The 16,646-nt window shown below is 55.8% G+C and carries 12 protein-coding genes and 4 pseudogenes; 9 read left to right on the top strand and 7 right to left on the bottom strand.

What is annotated here, in order from left to right; genetic code table 11:
• Positions 1-56: 56 nt before the first annotated feature.
• The 4 genes from NW843_RS04745 to NW843_RS04730 form a co-directional block, all read right to left on the bottom strand.
• Positions 57-827: a DUF4397 domain-containing protein gene (locus NW843_RS04745; RefSeq protein WP_414351985.1), complete on the bottom strand. Its 771-nt coding sequence runs from the start codon at positions 825-827 to the stop codon at positions 57-59.
• A 183-nt stretch (positions 828-1,010) separates the two neighbouring features.
• The gene (locus NW843_RS04740) at positions 1,011-2,330 is read right to left on the bottom strand and encodes a bifunctional sterol desaturase/short chain dehydrogenase (protein WP_414522255.1); all 1,320 of its coding nucleotides are present in this window, start codon (positions 2,328-2,330) and stop codon (positions 1,011-1,013) included.
• A 166-nt stretch (positions 2,331-2,496) separates the two neighbouring features.
• On the bottom strand, positions 2,497-3,021 hold the full coding sequence (locus NW843_RS04735; RefSeq protein ID WP_414522254.1) for a DUF192 domain-containing protein: 525 nt from the start codon (positions 3,019-3,021) through the stop codon (positions 2,497-2,499).
• Between the two features lie 72 nt (positions 3,022-3,093).
• Complete coding sequence (locus NW843_RS04730) at positions 3,094-3,270, bottom strand: hypothetical protein (RefSeq protein ID WP_414380870.1); 177 nt, start codon at positions 3,268-3,270, stop codon at positions 3,094-3,096.
• 21 nt (positions 3,271-3,291) lie between these two features.
• Here NW843_RS04730 and NW843_RS04725 point away from each other — a divergent pair, with 21 nt between their 5' ends.
• The 4 genes and pseudogenes from NW843_RS04725 to NW843_RS04710 all read left to right on the top strand — a co-directional run bounded on the left by NW843_RS04725 (position 3,292) and on the right by NW843_RS04710 (position 9,924).
• Positions 3,292-4,602, top strand: a complete 1,311-nt coding sequence (locus NW843_RS04725) for a serpin family protein (RefSeq protein ID WP_414522253.1) — start codon at positions 3,292-3,294, stop codon at positions 4,600-4,602.
• Between the two features lie 117 nt (positions 4,603-4,719).
• Positions 4,720-5,336 (top strand): annotated as a pseudogene (locus NW843_RS04720) (Uma2 family endonuclease).
• A 93-nt stretch (positions 5,337-5,429) separates the two neighbouring features.
• Positions 5,430-6,017, top strand: coding sequence for a hypothetical protein (locus tag NW843_RS04715; protein ID WP_414522252.1), 588 nt, complete (start codon positions 5,430-5,432; stop codon positions 6,015-6,017).
• A gap of 181 nt (positions 6,018-6,198) precedes the next feature.
• On the top strand, positions 6,199-9,924 hold the full coding sequence (locus NW843_RS04710) for a PAS domain S-box protein (RefSeq protein ID WP_414522251.1): 3,726 nt from the start codon (positions 6,199-6,201) through the stop codon (positions 9,922-9,924).
• On the opposite strand, the pseudogene rpsU reads toward NW843_RS04710, so the two are convergent.
• Positions 9,921-10,064: pseudogene (rpsU, locus tag NW843_RS04705) on the bottom strand (30S ribosomal protein S21). The gene NW843_RS04710 and the pseudogene rpsU sit on opposite strands and share 4 nt — an antisense overlap.
• Positions 10,065-10,395: 331 nt before the next feature.
• Here rpsU and apcD point away from each other — a divergent pair.
• The 4 genes and pseudogenes from apcD (at position 10,396) to NW843_RS04685 (ending at position 13,942) form a co-directional block, all read left to right on the top strand.
• Positions 10,396-10,869 carry an allophycocyanin subunit alpha-B gene (apcD, locus tag NW843_RS04700; protein WP_099812040.1) on the top strand — a complete coding sequence of 158 codons (474 nt, stop codon included), beginning with the start codon at positions 10,396-10,398 and terminating at the stop codon, positions 10,867-10,869.
• Positions 10,870-11,136: 267 nt separating this feature from the next.
• Positions 11,137-11,622 (top strand): allophycocyanin subunit beta, encoded by a 486-nt coding sequence (locus NW843_RS04695; RefSeq protein WP_099812041.1) that lies wholly within the window; start codon positions 11,137-11,139, stop codon positions 11,620-11,622.
• 39 nt (positions 11,623-11,661) lie between these two features.
• Positions 11,662-12,648: pseudogene (locus NW843_RS04690) on the top strand (chlorophyll a/b binding light-harvesting protein); the annotation flags it as partial.
• A 721-nt stretch (positions 12,649-13,369) separates the two neighbouring features.
• Positions 13,370-13,942: a Uma2 family endonuclease gene (locus NW843_RS04685; protein WP_414522250.1), complete on the top strand. Its 573-nt coding sequence runs from the start codon at positions 13,370-13,372 to the stop codon at positions 13,940-13,942.
• Here NW843_RS04685 and NW843_RS04680 read toward each other — a convergent pair.
• The gene (locus NW843_RS04680; RefSeq protein WP_414522249.1) at positions 13,920-15,698 is read right to left on the bottom strand and encodes a flavin reductase; all 1,779 of its coding nucleotides are present in this window, start codon (positions 15,696-15,698) and stop codon (positions 13,920-13,922) included. The two genes, NW843_RS04685 and NW843_RS04680, sit on opposite strands and share 23 nt — an antisense overlap.
• A gap of 354 nt (positions 15,699-16,052) precedes the next feature.
• Here NW843_RS04680 and NW843_RS04675 point away from each other — a divergent pair, with 354 nt between their 5' ends.
• Positions 16,053-16,283 (top strand): DUF2555 domain-containing protein, encoded by a 231-nt coding sequence (locus tag NW843_RS04675; RefSeq protein ID WP_414522248.1) that lies wholly within the window; start codon positions 16,053-16,055, stop codon positions 16,281-16,283.
• Between the two features lie 34 nt (positions 16,284-16,317).
• Here NW843_RS04675 and NW843_RS04670 read toward each other — a convergent pair.
• Positions 16,318-16,646, bottom strand: a pseudogene (locus tag NW843_RS04670) (hypothetical protein); the annotation flags it as partial.

The following is a 16,646-nucleotide window of genomic DNA, read 5'->3' as shown; positions in this document are numbered from 1 at the left end:
TGAACAGTGATGTTCAGCAGTGTTCAGCGTAAATGTATCAGACCGAAACACCTTGGCTATAGGAGCCTGCGAGCTCGAGTTTCCTCTGCCAGCACCAGGCTTAGGGCCGGATTGCTGCGCAACAATCCCGCTACATAGAGGGTATAGACTTTCCCCGCCTCCAGCTGCAGGTCAAACCGCTGCAGGGGAATGCTCCGGCTGGGAGCCGACTGCACACCTGGCGCGGAGGCTGAAGGGGCTATGGCCACTTGAATTTGGGTAAAGCCGGGGCGCATAGCTTGAAAGGTGGATACTTGTCCAAACGCCAACTGGGGCAGCAGTACCCGCCCTTGCTCCCCTTGCCATTGCAGGGCCGGCGCATCAGGGGCAGCGTGGACAAACCGCACCAGGGCTTGATCAAAGGGCGGATGGATGTTGTCTTCCAGCACCAGGGCCGTCATGCGATTCGGCTCGTTGGCAGCAACCACCGAGAATACTCCCCCGCCCCTGAGATTGGCTACGGTTCTGGCCGCAACCAAAGAACTCGCAGGCTGGCCAGGGTTCTCAGGCGTTGAAAACAAAACAATGTCGTACTCGCCCGCCGGTATGCGCACGTACTCGCTCACCGAGCCATAGGCTATGCCCCGAGCAGCTCTCACCCCTCCCACTTCCAAGTCGATCCGAGGGGCATTGGGGGCCACATGCACCAAGCGCACTTGGACTTCAGAAACTCCCGCAGATGCCGAAGGCATCGGGATGGCACAGCCGGACAAAAGCCCCGACATCAACGATCCACCCACCACGCAGAGTACTGCGCTCACCCACTGTCGCACCATGTTCACGCTCACTCCTACTCCTCACACCCAACGCTCATCAGGGATCGAACTGCTGTATTTCTGCAAACCCAAGGAGGGCACTCTCGCTCCCCAAAAGTTCGTATTGGCACGCCAAGGAACCTGCTCTTGTCTTACTCCACTTTTGCGCCCAATGCCATAGAGCTATGGAACGGGTTGGGATCTAGTTCCTTTTAACTAAACCAAAGGCAAATCACCGGACTCGGCCCCACCTGCAGGATCTGGGTTGGGGGCAGGGATCCCTGTCTGTTCGCGCTCGCGGGACGGAGTCCTTGGAGACCGACGGCTAAACAAGCGGAAATAAGTGCTCACAGCCAGCTCTTTGAGCGGGAAAAGCAAGTAGGTCAGGGGGTTGATGGTGACGATGATGTTGCGGCAGTCTCGTTTGGCCTGGGCCAAGATCTGAGCGGCCACCCAATCTCCCGACATAACCCCAATGGGATTGAGCTGGCTCTTGAAGGGGCCGAGGATGAGCTTGCGCACTGTGCAGGGAGCATCGAGGCGGCGCAGAGTAACCAGATCGCCTAGGGCCCGCTTGGAGAGCTCGTAGAGGGGACTGAAAGCAGGGCTAGCCTCAGCCTCTGAGGTGTTCACCCACACCTCTTTGGTGGCCATCTCAGGGTTGCCGCGCACCGTCTGGAAGAACAGCTCCATTAGGCGCCAACTGGAGAAAGTGTTGACGGCATAGGACTGGCGGACAGACTCGGGATCCCGTTGCCTGTGGACGTTCAGGCCGTGGTTGAGCACCAAGATATCCACCCGCTCCAGCAGCTCAGCCAGGGATCCCTCTTGCCCCACCTGCCAGCGAACGGTCTCCACCGGCTGGATCTGGCCGTCCACTTCGATGTGAACCGAATCCGAATGGGAGCTGAGGGCGATGACTTTGGCCCCCTGCTGGTGAAAATGCTTGAGCAAGGCCCGGCCCAGGGTGCCGGAGGCGCCGGTGACGGCTACTCGCTTGCCTTTCAAGGAGAGACTGGTGCCCATGAGCCGATCTACGAGAGTCAGGGTGCCGCAAAAATAGGCGTTGGTATCGTCGAAGTGGTGCCGCCAGTGGTAGGCGCGGTTGACATGCCATTGGCTGGGAGGAACGGGGAAAGGCCCCGGTCGGTGGGTGATATCGGTCTCCAGGGCCAGCCCGTAGCCGCGCAGCATGCCTGCCACCCAAAAACTGGCCGAGTAGAGAATGCCTACCGTTGCCGCCAGGCCGTACAGCAGGGATCCCTGGCCCAACACCACCACCCAAGGGATCCCGGCCAGGATCATCGTCGCCGCTTCGGGAACGTCGTGGTGCCACTGGGATTCTCGGTACAGCTGTGCATCCACCACGCTAAGGTCGGGGCGGAACAGGCGGTGGTGCAGGATGTGTTTGGGCATCAGCCAGGGCCACCGGTGGGCCAGCCAATGGCGCACATCCCGCACGATCTCAGCCCAAAGGATGGAGGCTAGGGCGACAGCCCCCACTCCTATCCAATGACTCGCGCTGCCGACATCCATAGGCTCGCTCGCAGTAGCCAAACCAATCCTGAGCTCGCGGTCGCCTCTTTTATGGACTCAGTTGGCGACTCTCAAAAATCATCGCAAAAATTCTTCAAAAGATCATCTTCGAGCCCGTCTTCCCTCACCCCCGGCCCCTCTCCCTCAGGGAGAGGGGAGGTAGAAATCAAGGGGCTACGGGCTGAAGCTCTCGGATCTCGACCGGATCTCCAACGGCCAAACCCAAAGCAGCAGCCGTCCCGCCGCGGAACTCCAGCACACCGTCCACCAACTGGGAAGGAGGCGGCCCATAGGTGGGGCAGGGTTGGGCGGGGCAGCCGGGCACATTGGCGGCAATGTACACCACCTTGCCTTGGTGAAGGAAAATGATGTCCAGGTTGATCAGGGTGTTGAACATCCAAAAAGAAGCTGGCTGGGGCGGATCAAAGGGAAACCACATGCCCCGATCCGGCGGCAAATCGGTGCGAAACATCAGGCCCAAGCGCTGTTGCTCAGGGGTGCGGGCCACCTCTAGCTCAAAGCGTTGGCCGGCAAGGGTGACTTCGGCTTCAACCGGCAGTTGCTGGGGCTGCCCTATGGCTGGGGGGGATGGAGAGATGGCTTCGGTTACCTGAGTTTGTGAGGCGGGAGATCTCTCCGTGGCAGCAGTACATCCCAAGCCGGATCCCAGGAGCAGTAGAGCCAGGCCCAAGGCGACTCTGCACCCTTTTGGAACGTGTATCGTGAACAGAACCATGTGGCACTCTCCTGTGCAGGCTTCATCCTATCGCGCCAGACGCTGCTGCTGCGACTTGACCAGCCAGACGCAGGAAGTTCCCCCCTGGGAGAGCCTTGCCAATTCTTGCTTGCCGGAAGCGGCCTGTGCTTTTCCCCCTTGAGCGCAGCCGGAATGGCGGCCCTGGGCAAGGGCAGCCCACAACCGACCCGATAGCATAGCCATAGACTCTGCCAGGAGAGCCCTATGAAAGACCTGTTTAATCGATCCTTGGTGAGCCGGATCCCTCTTCTGGCTCTGCTGGGTTTACTGAGCCTGGGCCTCTGGCCCACTCACGGGATGGGATCCCGTTCACAGGAAACCCCGGTGCGGATTCCCTTTGAGCCAACGGTGACCTATGGGGAAGGGTATGGGGAAAAGACCGTGGCCCAACAAGCCCAAAGCCGCTTTGCGCTGAAACTGTTTGATCACCTGCTCCGTCAGCAGCCCCAAGAGAACCTCTTTTTCTCCCCCTTGAGCATCCGCCTGGCCCTGAGCATGCTCTACAACGGCGCCTCTGGGGAGACTCAAACGGCAATGGCCGAGGTGCTGGAGGCACAGGACCTTTCCCTCAATGAGTTGAACTGGAGCAATGCCCAAATGGTGGGCTGGCTGGCGGAGGGATCCCCGGCAGGAGGGCCAGTCCAGGTGCAAATGGCCAACGGCCTCTGGGTGGATCAAACCCTCACCTTACAGCCCCAGTTTTTGCAGGCTTTGGCCACCTACTACCAAGCGGTGGTGAATCGGGTGAATTTGGGATCCCGGCAAACGGTGAACCAGATCAACGGCTGGGTGGCCGAGCGCACCCAGGGCAAGATCAACCGCATTGTGGATCGCCTCAGCCGCGAGGATTTGATGGTTTTGCTCAATGCCATCTACTTCAAAGGCGAGTGGACTCAGCCCTTCGATCCGGAGCGCACCCAAACTCAGCCCTTTACTCGGTTGGATGGCCGCCGCGTCCGAGTGCCCATGATGGTTCAATCAGGTCGTTACGACTACCTGGAAACCGAGCAGTTGCAGGTGGTGAGCCTGCCCTACGGGGAAGGAGAACTGGAAATGCTGATCCTGCTGCCCAAGAAGGGAGTGAAGCTGGAATCGCTGCGGGCAGAGCTGAGCCCGGAAACTTGGCAAGAATGGACGGGATCCCTGCGCCCCCGTGCCGGTTCGGTGCGGATCCCGAGATTTGAATTGGCTTATGAAACGGATCTCACTTCCGTTCTGCAGCAGTTGGGCCTGGGAGTTGCCTTTTCCAACCGAGCCGATTTCAGCCAGATGACCCCAGAGCCAGCGCGGATCAGCAGAGTCCTGCACAAAGCAGCAATTGAAGTGAACGAAGAGGGATCCGAGGCGGCAGCCGCTACTGGGGTGATCGTCTCCCGGACTGCTGTCGACCGGCAAGAGCCCTTTCAATTTGTGGCAGATCGGCCCTTCTGGTTTGCCATTGTGGCCTCCGGATCCGGCGGCAACCCAGCGGCCCAAACCGTGTTGTTCATGGGATCCCTAGTGGATCCTGAATAAGGGGATCCCTCAGGGCAGCTTGCTGACTTCTTACCGGGCGTGCAGATCGCTCTTCAGGATGTGTTGACCCCAGACCGGCTCCCTTGGTTGGTTTAGCCGTTTTTCATTGCGGAGGTCATGATGGTCGAGGTTTTGGAAAGAGAAAAATTGGCCGAGGCACCTGCTGATAGTTCTCCGGCAGCTTCTCGAAAAATTTGGACTGACGAAGAGTTTATGGCTTTACCGGAGGATGGCAATCGCTATGAGGTTGTGAACGGAGAACTGGTTACCGTGGGCTCGGCAGGTGCAAAGCATGGGTACTACGTAAGTTTGATTCATATCATTCTAGGCTCGTACGTTCGCAGTCAAAGGATTGGATTTACCTTCGATTCCGATACTTCCTTCAAAATGAAATCCGGTAATCGCCGCTCTCCGGATTGTTCTTTTTTTCCAAAGAACGACTGCAATCTCTGGGCGGGATCCCAAGGGGTTATATTGAGGGATCCCCAGACTTGGCTGTAGAAGTTCTCTCCGATGCCAACACCATTGGAGAGATCCATGATAGGCTCGTTGAGTATTTTGAGAATGGATCCCGGCTGGTCTGGATCATTCATCCTGAAGAGAAATACGTTCTGGTCTATCGCCGGCCTGAGCCTGAAGCATTGAAGAAACCCGGCGACATCCTGGAAGGTGGAGAGGTGATCCCTGGATTTGCGCTGGATTTATCAGAGTTTTTTGCCGAGCCGGAGTTGTAGTTTTTCACCAACGCAATGTACGGATAAGACGCCTTCAGCGCCTAGGGAAAAGCAACCCCTGTTAAGCTAGCCTAAGCAGTGGAATCCCATTTCATGGCACCGGTCTATCCGCAGGTTCTGGAGCGCAATCCCAAACGGCTGCGCATTGCCCTACAACGGTTCACTTCCCAGCAACTGGCTTGGCGGGCGGCAGCAGGCTTGGTGCTGCTGATTGTGGGATCCCAACTGTGGGCTCGTTCGCCGCTGTTGGGTTTGGTGGCTGTGGGGATGGGCTTGTGGATTGGGATCCCTTGGGGGCTAGGCCAGATCTTGAGCCTAGATCGAGAGAGGCAGGTGGTGACCCTGACCCACCTGCGTGGCCCTTGGGGCTTTTGGCGGCAGCAGGTGTTTTCCTATCCCTTGGCTCAGTTGCAAGGAGTGCGGCTGCATCGAGTGGGTCAGGAAGTTTTGGATAACCAAGCTCAAGAGAGTTTTCAGGTCCAAAGCCAAGTGCGGCTGCAGTTTCACAGCGATCCTTCTAAACCGGAGCTGAACGAGGAGGTCATCGCCTGCTTTAGCAGCCAAGTCGGCATCAAAGGGGACGAACCAGAAGCTTTCGTGCTCTCTCAGCGGCTGGTGCGCTGGATTCAGAACTATCTATCCGAACACTTAGGAAACCTAAGAAACAACTCTTCACCCTGAAAGCCCCCTTTTCGAGGATACTGCCCCACCGTTCCAGTAGACTCAAACTTTGCTCTCCTTTTCGGGGAGATGGGGAATTGTTGGCACAGTGCTTGATCCTGAGTTAGAAATGCTGCTGAGATTCTTGAGATTCTTGTAAGCTTTGACACTCCATACACTTACTTTACTTAATTACGTAATTATGAGCGCCTCCTGGGATCTGGTCAACCTGCTTACCTTACTCAACTGGAACACTCTGCCCGGATGGCTTTGGCTGCTCCTTTGGGGATCCTCACTGGCCGTGGTGATGTACTGGCAAAAGCGCTGGCTGCAGCGGGATCAGGTGGGTTTTCCCGATGTCATCATGCTGGCGCGTGCAGATACGACGGTGGTGGAATGTAACGAAGCTTGCCAGAAAATCTTGGGGGATTGGCGGGGCAGGCGCTGGATCGACGTGCTGCTGGCAGAAGAGCAGGAGCAGGCGCAGCAAAAGATAGCCCACCTTACCCCTCAGCAGCCCACCTTTACCCGGATTAGCAGAGTGGCGGATGCAGCGGGGCAGGTGCGGTGGTTTGAGTGGATCAACCAAGGCATTTTTGACCGGCAGGGCCGCTTGCAGTTTATTCGCGGCGTGGGCCGAGACATTACCGAGAAGAAACAGTTGGAAGAAAACCTGCGGCTGCGGGAAGCCCAACTGCGCACCTTGTTGGACGCCCTGCCATTGGCGGTGTGGGCCAGGGATCCCCAGGGAGTGCTAATTTTGCAAAATGCCAATGACCGCGCCTGGTTTGGCGATCTGCTGGGTACTTCTCTGGAGGAGGTGGCTCAGCAACATCCCCACTGGCCGGAGTACACCTCTCAAGTTCTATCCGACGTAGAGCGGCAAGGGTTTTGCCAATTCGAAGGTAAGGAAATGATTCAAGGCCAGGAGCGCTACACCTATCGCTTCGCTGTAAAGCTTCAGGATCAGTCTAAAGGATTAGGACTTCTCGGCATTGTCCTAGATATCACCGAACAAAAGCGGCTGGAACAGGAGGTGTGGGAACAAGAAGAGCGTTTTCGCGCCTTCCTCAACAACAGCCACGACATTTTGTGTCGGATCGATGCCCAAGGTCTGCTGCATACCTTAAATCCTCCGGCTGCTGAGAAAATTTTGGGGCGTGCTCCCAATCAGGGAGAGGCCGTACCCTTGGATTGGGTTCACCCCGAGGATCGGCAGAACGTTGCTAATGCTCTTGAGCAACTCAAGGCTCGACCTGGCGAGACACTCAGCTTTATTTACCGGGCCCAACACGCCGATGGCCAGTGGGTGTGGCTGGAGAGCCTCTGCACCAATCTTTTGGAGGATCCCTCTGTGCAAGGGATCGTTTCCAGTACCCGCGATATCACCCAACAAAAGCAGGTGGAACTGGCTTTGCGAGAGAGCGAAGCCCGCTTCCGAGAAATTGCAGAGGCTGTACCGGTGGTTTTCTTTGTGTATTCTGCAGACTTGAGCCAGTCTCTCTACAAAAGCCCCCAAAGCGAGAAGATCTGGGGTTACACAGCAGAAGAGTTTCGCCGCAAGCCAGATCTCTGGAAAGACAGGATCCATCCCGAAGATCTGCCAAGGGTACTGCAGGCGGCCGCCCGAGCCACTCAAGAAGCCCAGCAGATCACCTACCGCCTTTTCCATCGGGATGGCAGGCTGCGCTGGCTGCGTACTTCTTGCCGACCCATCTTGAACGAACAGCAAGAGGTTATCCGTATTGTTGGCATTACCGAAGATATTACGGAGCAGAAAGAAGCAGAGCTGGCTCTACAAGAAAGCGAAGCTCGGCTTAGGGCTATTCTGGACGGGATCCCTTTTTCTATCTTTCTCAAAGATCTGGAAGGGCGCTATCTTCATGTAAACAAGACTTATCTACAACAGAGAGGCTGCAAGGCAGAAGAGCTCTTTGGAAAGTTGGATAGTGAGCTGTTCGCATCAGAAGAGGCTCTAGAATTTCGAGATCAGGATCAAAAAGTCCTGCAATCTCCGCATCCTGTCAGCTACGAGCGAACCTTTTTCCGCGATGGCAAGAGATTGACCCAGTGGGTCACCAAGTTTGCCCTGCGGGATCAGCAAGGGGATCCCTATGCCGTTTGCGGTGTTGTTGTGGACATCACCCCCCTCAAAGAAGCTCAAGAAGTGCTTCGGCAAGAGGCAGAGCGGGAGCGACTGTTGGGGGCCTTATTGCGGCGGATCCGCCAAGCTTTGGACTTGCAAACCCTCTTGGAAACAACGGTTGCGGAAGTGCGAGAGTTTCTCCAGGTAGATCGGGTGATGATCTATCAGTTGCAGGAAGGTGTAGGGGGGTTTGTAGCTGCTGAGTCGGTGGCGGATCCCTGGCCCAGCCACTTGGGCCGCCGGGTGTGGGATGCTTGCCTTCGCCAGGATCCTTGCTACCGCAAGTACCAAGAGGGCTTTGTGCAAGCCATAGCCAACGTGGCGACGGCCAATTTGGATCCTTGCTATCGGGAGCTCTTGGAATCTTTCCAGGCCCAAGCCAACTTGGTGATCCCAATTCGGCGGGGAGAGGATCTCTGGGACCTTCTGGTGGCACAGCACTGCCAATCCAGCCGCCCTTGGCAAGAGTGGGAAATCCGGCTTTTACAAGAGCTGAGCGATCAATTAGCCATCGCGTTGCAACAGGCCCAGTTATATGAACAACTGCAAGCCCTCAATCAAACCTTGGAAGAAAAGGTTCGGCAACGCACCTCTGAGTTGCAGCGATCCCTGCAATTTGAGGCCCTGCTGAAACGCATCACTGACCGGGTGCGCGACTCTCTAGATGAAGCTGAAATTCTCAACACCGCTCTGCGCGAGCTGGGAGAAAACCTAAATGCAGATGGCTGCGATATTGGCCTTTACAACGCCGATCTCACCCTTTCCGCCATCAGCTACGAGTATTGTCCTCGCTTGGGGTCGGCCTTGCATACTTGTATTCCCTTTGCCCAATATCCAGATCTCTACGCCCAGTTGTTGCGAGGAGAGACCTGCATATTTTGTTTACTTCCTGACGCCCCCCGCCAAGGATCAGTCTTGGTCTGCCCTCTGCGGGATGGGGAGCAAGTCTTGGGGGATCTGTGGGTTTTTCGCAGCAGCGAGGAAAGTTTTGATGAGCAGGAAATGAATCTCGTAGCTCAAGTGGCCAATCAATGTGCTATCGGCCTAAGGCAGGCGCGCCTGTTCCGAGCGGCCCAAGAGCAGGTGCAAGCCCTAGAGCGCCTTAACCGCCTCAAAGATGACTTTATCAGCACCGTCAGCCACGAGCTGCGCACTCCTCTAGCCAGCATGAAAATGGCGTTGCACATGCTGCAAGTTGCCCCTGCGAGGGAGAAGCAGGCCCAGTACCTATCCATCGCCCAGCGGGAATGCCAACGGGAGATCGAGCTGATCAATGACCTGTTGGATTTGCAGCGGCTAGAGGCAGGAGCCTATGCTTTGAATCTGCAAACGCTGACCTGGGAAGCCTTGTTGGGGGATTTGCTGTTGGCTATTGGCGAACGCGCCCGTACTAAGGGGCAAACCTTTCAAGCCAACGTGCCTCTGGAGAGCAGCATCACCACAGATCCTCTCCTTTTGGGGCGTATCCTGCGGGAGCTCCTGCACAACGCTGTGAAATACACCCCGGTTCAGGGATCCATCCGCTTACGGATAGGAACCGAAAGCCGTCGCAGCGTTGTAGAGGTCAGCAACAGCCGGGAGATCCCGGCCGAGGAGCTCACGCGCATTTTCGAGCGTTTTTACCGGATCCCTGGCAATGATCCTTGGAAAGAAGGGGGCACCGGTCTGGGCTTGGCTTTGGTGAAACAAATGGTGGATCAACTGAGGGGATCCATTGAGGTCAACAGCTCTGCCGGCTGGACAACTTTCACGCTCCACCTGCCCCCTCTGCCCCAGTTTTAAAGGTTGAGCGGATCCCTGGGGACTCCTGCTTTGCGCTTGCGCTTTTCCAGGTTGGTTTCAAAGTAGCGATGGTTACGCAGATCTGGCAAGATTCCTGCCTCAGAAACTTAGCCCTTAAAGCGGCGCAGCGCCGATTTGATCCCTACCTTAGGGGTTCTCTCCCCCGGTACCTCTGCACAGCCCGTCTTATTGTAAGTTCTGTAGCAACAGATACGGAAATAGTTCCCAACACAGATGCTCATCTCGGCCAGAAGAGATAGAGGCTGAGTATTCTGAGGGTTGCTGTCGTATCCGGGATCTGGATTGGCCGCCAACCCAACCTTCTCAATCTGGTCACGCTGCCGAAGACGCGAGGCAGAGAGGATTTGTTGCAAGTAAGTTTCAATTCACAACTTTTTCTTAATAAGTGATTTCGGTTCTTGAGGATCTGGCTTACTTTGTTACCTGTAGAGTGTTCCTTGCCAAAAACCTATGAGCATTGTTGCCCAAGTCATCGCGCAGTCGGACGCGGCTGATCGCTTCCTCAGCAGTGCCGAGATCGCCAAGCTAGAGGATTTCTTCAGCAAGGGTCAAGTTCGCATCCGAGCCGCCCAAAAGTTAGCAGAGAACGAGCAAAAAATTGTCCAGGAAGGCAGCAAACGGTTTTGGGCCAAATGCCCCAACACCCCCAGCAATAAGGGCAACCCTCAAAAAACTGCCCTCTGTCAACGAGATCAAGGCTGGTATATCCGCTTGGTTAGCTATTGCATCTTGGCAGGCAACGATAAGCCGCTGGAAGATATCGGCTTGAACGGCATGCGAGAAATGTACATCTCTTTGGGCGTGCCGCTACCCAACCTGCGGGTGGCGATGAGCTGCCTAAAAGAGGTAGCTGCCGGCATTCTTTCTTCAGAGGAGATGGCTCTAGCTGCCCCCTACTTTGATCGACTGATTCGCGCTTTTTGAATCGATGAATGGATAGACAAATCGCTGCCCTCTCGCTCAGTTTTAGAGTTGAGGCGCGCTACTCCTGCCTCTGTGAGCTTGAGGTTTCGGCTGGCTTTGCGAGCTTGACCTGCAAGCTGTGAAGTTGTCTTAAGTTGCAATCCATAAGAGTTCTCACAGGCAATGCCTGAGCAAGCGGTGCAAGGACTCCGTCCCGCTAACGCGAACAGCATTTGCCCAATTGCCTCAAGAAATCAGTCCCTACTAGTGCTTAGAGGAGAAAAATCCATGAAAGATACCATCACTTCCCTGATTAACCCCGCCGATGAGAAAGGCTCTTACTTAGATGCCGCAGCTCTGGAACAATTAAATCGCTATTTCCAGAGTGGCAACATGCGCGTCAAGGCGGCCAAAACCATCAGCTCCAGCGCCAGCAGCATTATCAGCAAAACGGTTGCCAAGAGCTTGCTCTACGGGGATATTACCCTACCGGGGGGCAATATGTACCCTACTCGGCGCTACGCGGCTTGCTTGCGGGACCTGACCTATTTTCTACGCTATGCCACCTACGCCATGTTGGCTGCCGATCCCTCAATTTTGGATGAGCGCGTGTTGCAGGGTTTAAAAGAAACTTACATCACCCTCGGCGTTCCCATCGATCGCGTCATTCAGGCCCTCAATGCCATGAAAGAGGTCCTGACCGAAAGTCTCGACACAGAGGCAAGTCAAGAAATGGCCGTTTATCTTGACCATATCATTGCCGGTCTGAGCTAAACGTGCCTGTATTTTTGAGGGCTCACTGAGGAGCTATCTATGAATGCCAAAAAGATGCACCCATCGGGCTACCCCTGGTGGTCAGGTAACGCTCGATTGATGAACCTCTCTAATACTTTTATCGTGGCGCATGTGGCCCATGCGGCCTTGATCATGGCTTGGGCGGGGGGCTTTACCTTGTTTGAGCTGGCCAAGTTCTCGCCAGAGCGGCCCATGTACGAGCAAGGGCTGATTTTGCTGCCCCACTTGGCCACATTGGGGTGGGGGGTTGGCCCCGGTGGCCAGATCGTCAATACCTTTCCCTATGTGGCCATTGCCTCAATTCACCTGGTGGCTGCCGGCGTGTTGGCTGGAGGAGCCTACTTCCACCAAACCCAACTTCCCCCCAGCTTAGATATGGAATTCGGCAGGGCTGCCAAGTTTCACTTCACTTGGGATGATGCCAAAACGTTGGGAGTGATTTTGGGGCACCACCTACTGATTTTGGGCCTGGGATCCCTATTGTTGGTGGCCAAGGCGATGGTGTTCGGGGGGCTGTATGACGCCAACACCGGTCAGGTACGCCTGGTTACGGCTCCAACTTTGGACTTTGCCACCCTTTGGAACTACCGCACCCACCTGTTTGATGTCAATAATTTGGAAGACTTGGTGGGGGGCCATATCTATGTGGGAGCTCTTCTCTTGTTGGGAGGGGTGTGGCATATCCTGGTTCCGCCGTTTGAGTGGGTTAAAGCTCGCTTTCTCTTCTCAGCAGATGGGATCCTCTCCTACTCTCTATTCGGCATCGCCCTAGCCGGTTTTGCGGCTTCTTACTACTGTGGGTTTAACTCGCTGGCCTACCCGGTGGAGTTTTACGGCCCCACCCTGGAGCTGAAATCCGCCTTTACTCCTTACTACTTCGATCCAAATCAAACGGGAGCGTGGAACTACTCCTCAAGGGTTTGGCTGGCGAATGCTCACTTCTACTTAGCCTTCTTTTTTCTACAAGGATCCCTGTGGCATTTTCAGCGAGCGATGGGATTTGATGTCGGCAAGATGCTGCAGCTTTGGCAGCAGAGTCGGCAGGAAATGACCTCTCAGTCGGTGTATCAGGTTCAATTTCAGTGCCGACCTCAGCCTGACTTTGCAACTTTTTACGAGCCGCCCTTTGCAGGTCCAGAGCCTCTATCTGTATCTCCCGAGGATATCTACTGGTATCAGCCGCCAAAGGCTCCCAGCTCCAGATCTCTATCGTTGATAAACGGCGTTCGGCAAACTCTCTATGAAGTGAACTACACCCCTAGGAGGTGGATCTTCTACGAGCCCGCAAGAGAGAAGATAGCTTTCAATCGTTCTGACTTAAAGGCAGATTATGGTTCGCGCAAGTCAAGGGCTGATTTCTCGAAGTTTGCTCGATCTCTGCCCAAAGTCTTCTACGAGCCGAGCAGAGTTCAGGCTTAACCTACCTGGGATTTGAGGGGGTTTGGCCCTCAGGAGAGGTGATTACCCTGCCTGGGGGCTTTTTGCTTTGCTAGGGCTCCGCAGTGTGGGCTAAGGAAGGGAGTACCGATCTAGACTTGGCCTTGGTGAAGCAAATGGTGGATCAACTGAGGGGATCCATCGAGGTCAGCAGCGCCGCCGGCTGGACAACTTTCACGCTACATCTACTCCAATTGCTGCAATTCTAACCCCTACTCCACCACTCGCCCTCGCTTGGGGATTTGGGATACAGTACTGGTAGGGATCCTGAGGAGCTTTGCCTAAACCTATGACAACTCGCCTGGCTCCGCCTCTTACCCTTGAAGACTTCCTCAAGTTGCCTTACATAGAAGATTCTCCGGCGTGGGAGTATGTGGATGGAGTTGCCATTCAAAAACCGATACCCAAAGCCCGCCACTCCATTTTGCAAAAACACCTTGTGGCCGAGGTTGATGGCAGCACCACCGACTATACTGCCCTACCCGAATTGCGATGCACTTTTTCCGGTCGTTCCATTGTTCCCGATATTGCCGTAATTGCGTGGGATCGAACTCGCCTAAGTGAAACAGGCGAGCCAGAGGATGACTTCACCGCAGCACCCGACTGGATTATCGAAATTCTTTCGCCGGGTCAAAGGGTAAGCCGTGTAATCGATAATATCCTGCATTGTCTAAAGCACGGCAGCAAATTAGGGTGGATGGTGGATTTAGACGATTACTCTGTTTTGATATTTGCCCCTCAACAAGAGCCGGAAATTTGCCGAGGAGATCGTCAGCTTAAGGTGATCGATGGGATCCAGTTAGCATTGACTCCACAACAAATCTTTGTTCTCCAATACACTACCCCCGCCGCATGGCCGTAACCCCCGTGGGATCCAGCACCTTGCCCCGTTCCACCTCGGCATAGACCAGGTAGCGATCCCCGCAGTCCATCCAGGTTTTGACACGGCACTCCAGGTAAGCTAAGGCATCCAACAAAATGGGGCAGCCATTTTCGGCAGCGGCCGTAGCCAAGCCGGCAAAGCGATCTTCTCCGGGCCGTTGAGGTCGCTGAAAGTGCCGCTGCAAATTGCTACCTTTGCCTTCCCGCAAGATGTTGAGCACAAAGGGTGCCTGGGGATAGGTCAGCAGTTCGGCTTCTTGGTCCTTGCTCACCGATAGAGTTAGCCCCGGCGGATTGAAGCTGGCCTGGGCCACCGACCAGGTGAGAAAGCCGCGGCGGGTCTCTCCTTGCAGGGCGGTGACTACACACAGGGATCCCACCACCCGGCTCAGGGCTTGCCCAACCCGATCCGCCTGAGTTTCGCTGCTGGTTTGGCGAGGGGCGCGGGCTCGTTTGGCTTTGCGCAGGGCCTGGGCAAACTGGGATCCCGCCTCTTGACAGGCTTCCAGGATTTCAGGGGTGGGCTTAAACTTGGCGCGGATCGTCTCAAACCCCAAGGAAAAGCCGGCATTGAGCAACTTACTCTCGATGAGATCCACCGCTTCTCCGCTCCAGCCGTAGGAGCCGAAAACCCCGGCCAATCGGGTGGTGGGAACCGAAGAAAGGATGATGCCAAGGGCGGTTTGGATCTGCACAGGAGGATGGCCGGCCAAAGTCGGGGATCCGATAACAAACCCTTGGCAGCGCTCCAGAGCTTGGGCGATCTCCTCCGGAGTGGCCCATTCGCAGTTGATCCGCTCCACCTTAACGCCGGCCCGCTCCAGCCCTTGGGCTATAGCCATGGCCATCAAGCCTGTATTTCCGTAAGCGGAAGTGTATAGGAGAGCTACCCGCTGCTCGCCGGGATCCTCTTCGCACCAAGTGTGGTAGTCCAGCCGCAAGCGCCGCAGGCTGTGGCGCACCAAGGGGCCGTGGGCAGGGGCATAGATTTGGGCGGGAAATTCTTCCAACTTGGCCAGGGCTGCCTTCACCTGGGGCAATTGGTTGCGGTGCAAGCAGTCGAAGTAGTAGCGACGGTCTTCGCTGAGCTGCCGCCAATGTTCGTCAAACACTTGCTCATCGCACACGTGGGCGCCGAACAGCTTATCGGTGTAGAGGATCCCGGTGGCCGGATCGTAGGCACAGAGGGCATCTGGGTGGCGGGGCGTGGGCACGGTGCGAAAGTGCAACTCATGCCCTTCCCCCAGATCCAGGCGATCCCCATCTCGGATGACCCGCAAACGGAAAGACTGGTCGCCATTGTAGAAAATGCCCAGATCGGCGGCTTCCTCTTCGTCGCGACTGCGGGGCAAGGGATCCATCTCTTCAAAGGCGGCCCGTAGCGTAATGGATCCTGGCTTGGAGCAGAGCACCATCGCGTAGGGAGCCAGAGGCAATAGGGCTTTGAGAGTGGCAATGCGGTTAAAGTTGACGTGGCTGAGCAAAATAAAGTCCAACCGCTGTAGGTACTGGTGTTGGGCCAGCTCTTCTAAAAAGATGCTGGTGAACGATTCCCCCGGAGGATCGATGAGAAGGGTTTGGCGGGCCTGGATGAGGTAGCTATTGGCAGTGGTGCCCCGTTGCCGAGCGTATTCCAGCTCAAACTTCAGGCGATCCCAGGTGCGGGAGCGGAGAACCAACGTGGACGGGCCGATAAGGGCAACTTGGACATCGCGGGCGGGGATCTTGCTCTCCATGGCAGCCTCCGATGCGGTATCTGTCCTCACCTTGCCACGAAACTGGAGGAATGGGGATCCCTTTTCAGAGTTTCGGGAGAACAGGGGTTGGCTTACCCAAAAGTTGGGTCTGAAGCCCCGTTCTACCCCTACGCGGAACTCAACCAGTAGGGCGGCTTTTGTGCTACAGCAAATACAGTGGCGAGAAGACTCAACTGCCCAAAAAACCACACGACTGTCTTAAAGCTGTTCACGCAGTGTTGCTAAGAAATACCAGTAATTAAGAATTTTCTCCCTTTGGGACAGGGAGTATTCAAGTTTTTGGCCAGCGAAAAGAAGAGGCTAAGATCGGCTTGTAGCGTGTTCAGGCTGCCTATGTCTGCCCGATCCAAGTCCAAAGTGGAGGCCCCTACCAAGGGGATGGATCCCCGCCAGTTTACCGAAGCTGAGGTGGCGGCAATTGCAGAGCGGTTGGAGCGCAATGACTATCCGACCGTCTTTGGCTGCTTGGAAGACTGGCATGCCCTTCGAGCCGTTGCCTTTTATGCTCCCCACCTAGTGGCTCCCTATGCACACCTGTTGGAGTGGGAAGTGGATGAAGATTAGGGCTGTCTTCGCAGTTCCGAAGGGATCCCAGTGCTCAGGGCAACGAGGGGGGAGGATTTCCGTCAGAGCCTTGCCGGCGAATCAGGTAGCGCACTTCTTCAAGGAGAACGTTGAACCTCTGATCCGTTTCCGCCTGCCGTTGGTTGATGGCCTGAATGGCGCGTTCGTGCTCTCGTTGTAGGGCGGTGAGGGTAACCAGAGCTTGAGTCACTTCCTCTGCCCACTCGGCAAGGTGAGCTAAGTCAGAGCGGGTCTCGCTGACAACTTGCTGTAGCTCTCGCAGGCTTTGAGCTTGGGCAGCAGCTTGTTCGGCAAATTCGGCGCGGCTTTCTTGGATGGACTGACGCAGCTCCTCGATTTCCC

The organism is Synechococcus sp. R5-12, from assembly GCF_047502655.1.
Lineage (GTDB): Bacteria > Cyanobacteriota > Cyanobacteriia > Thermostichales > Thermostichaceae > Thermostichus.
This window is presented reverse-complemented; position numbering and strand designations above follow the sequence as displayed.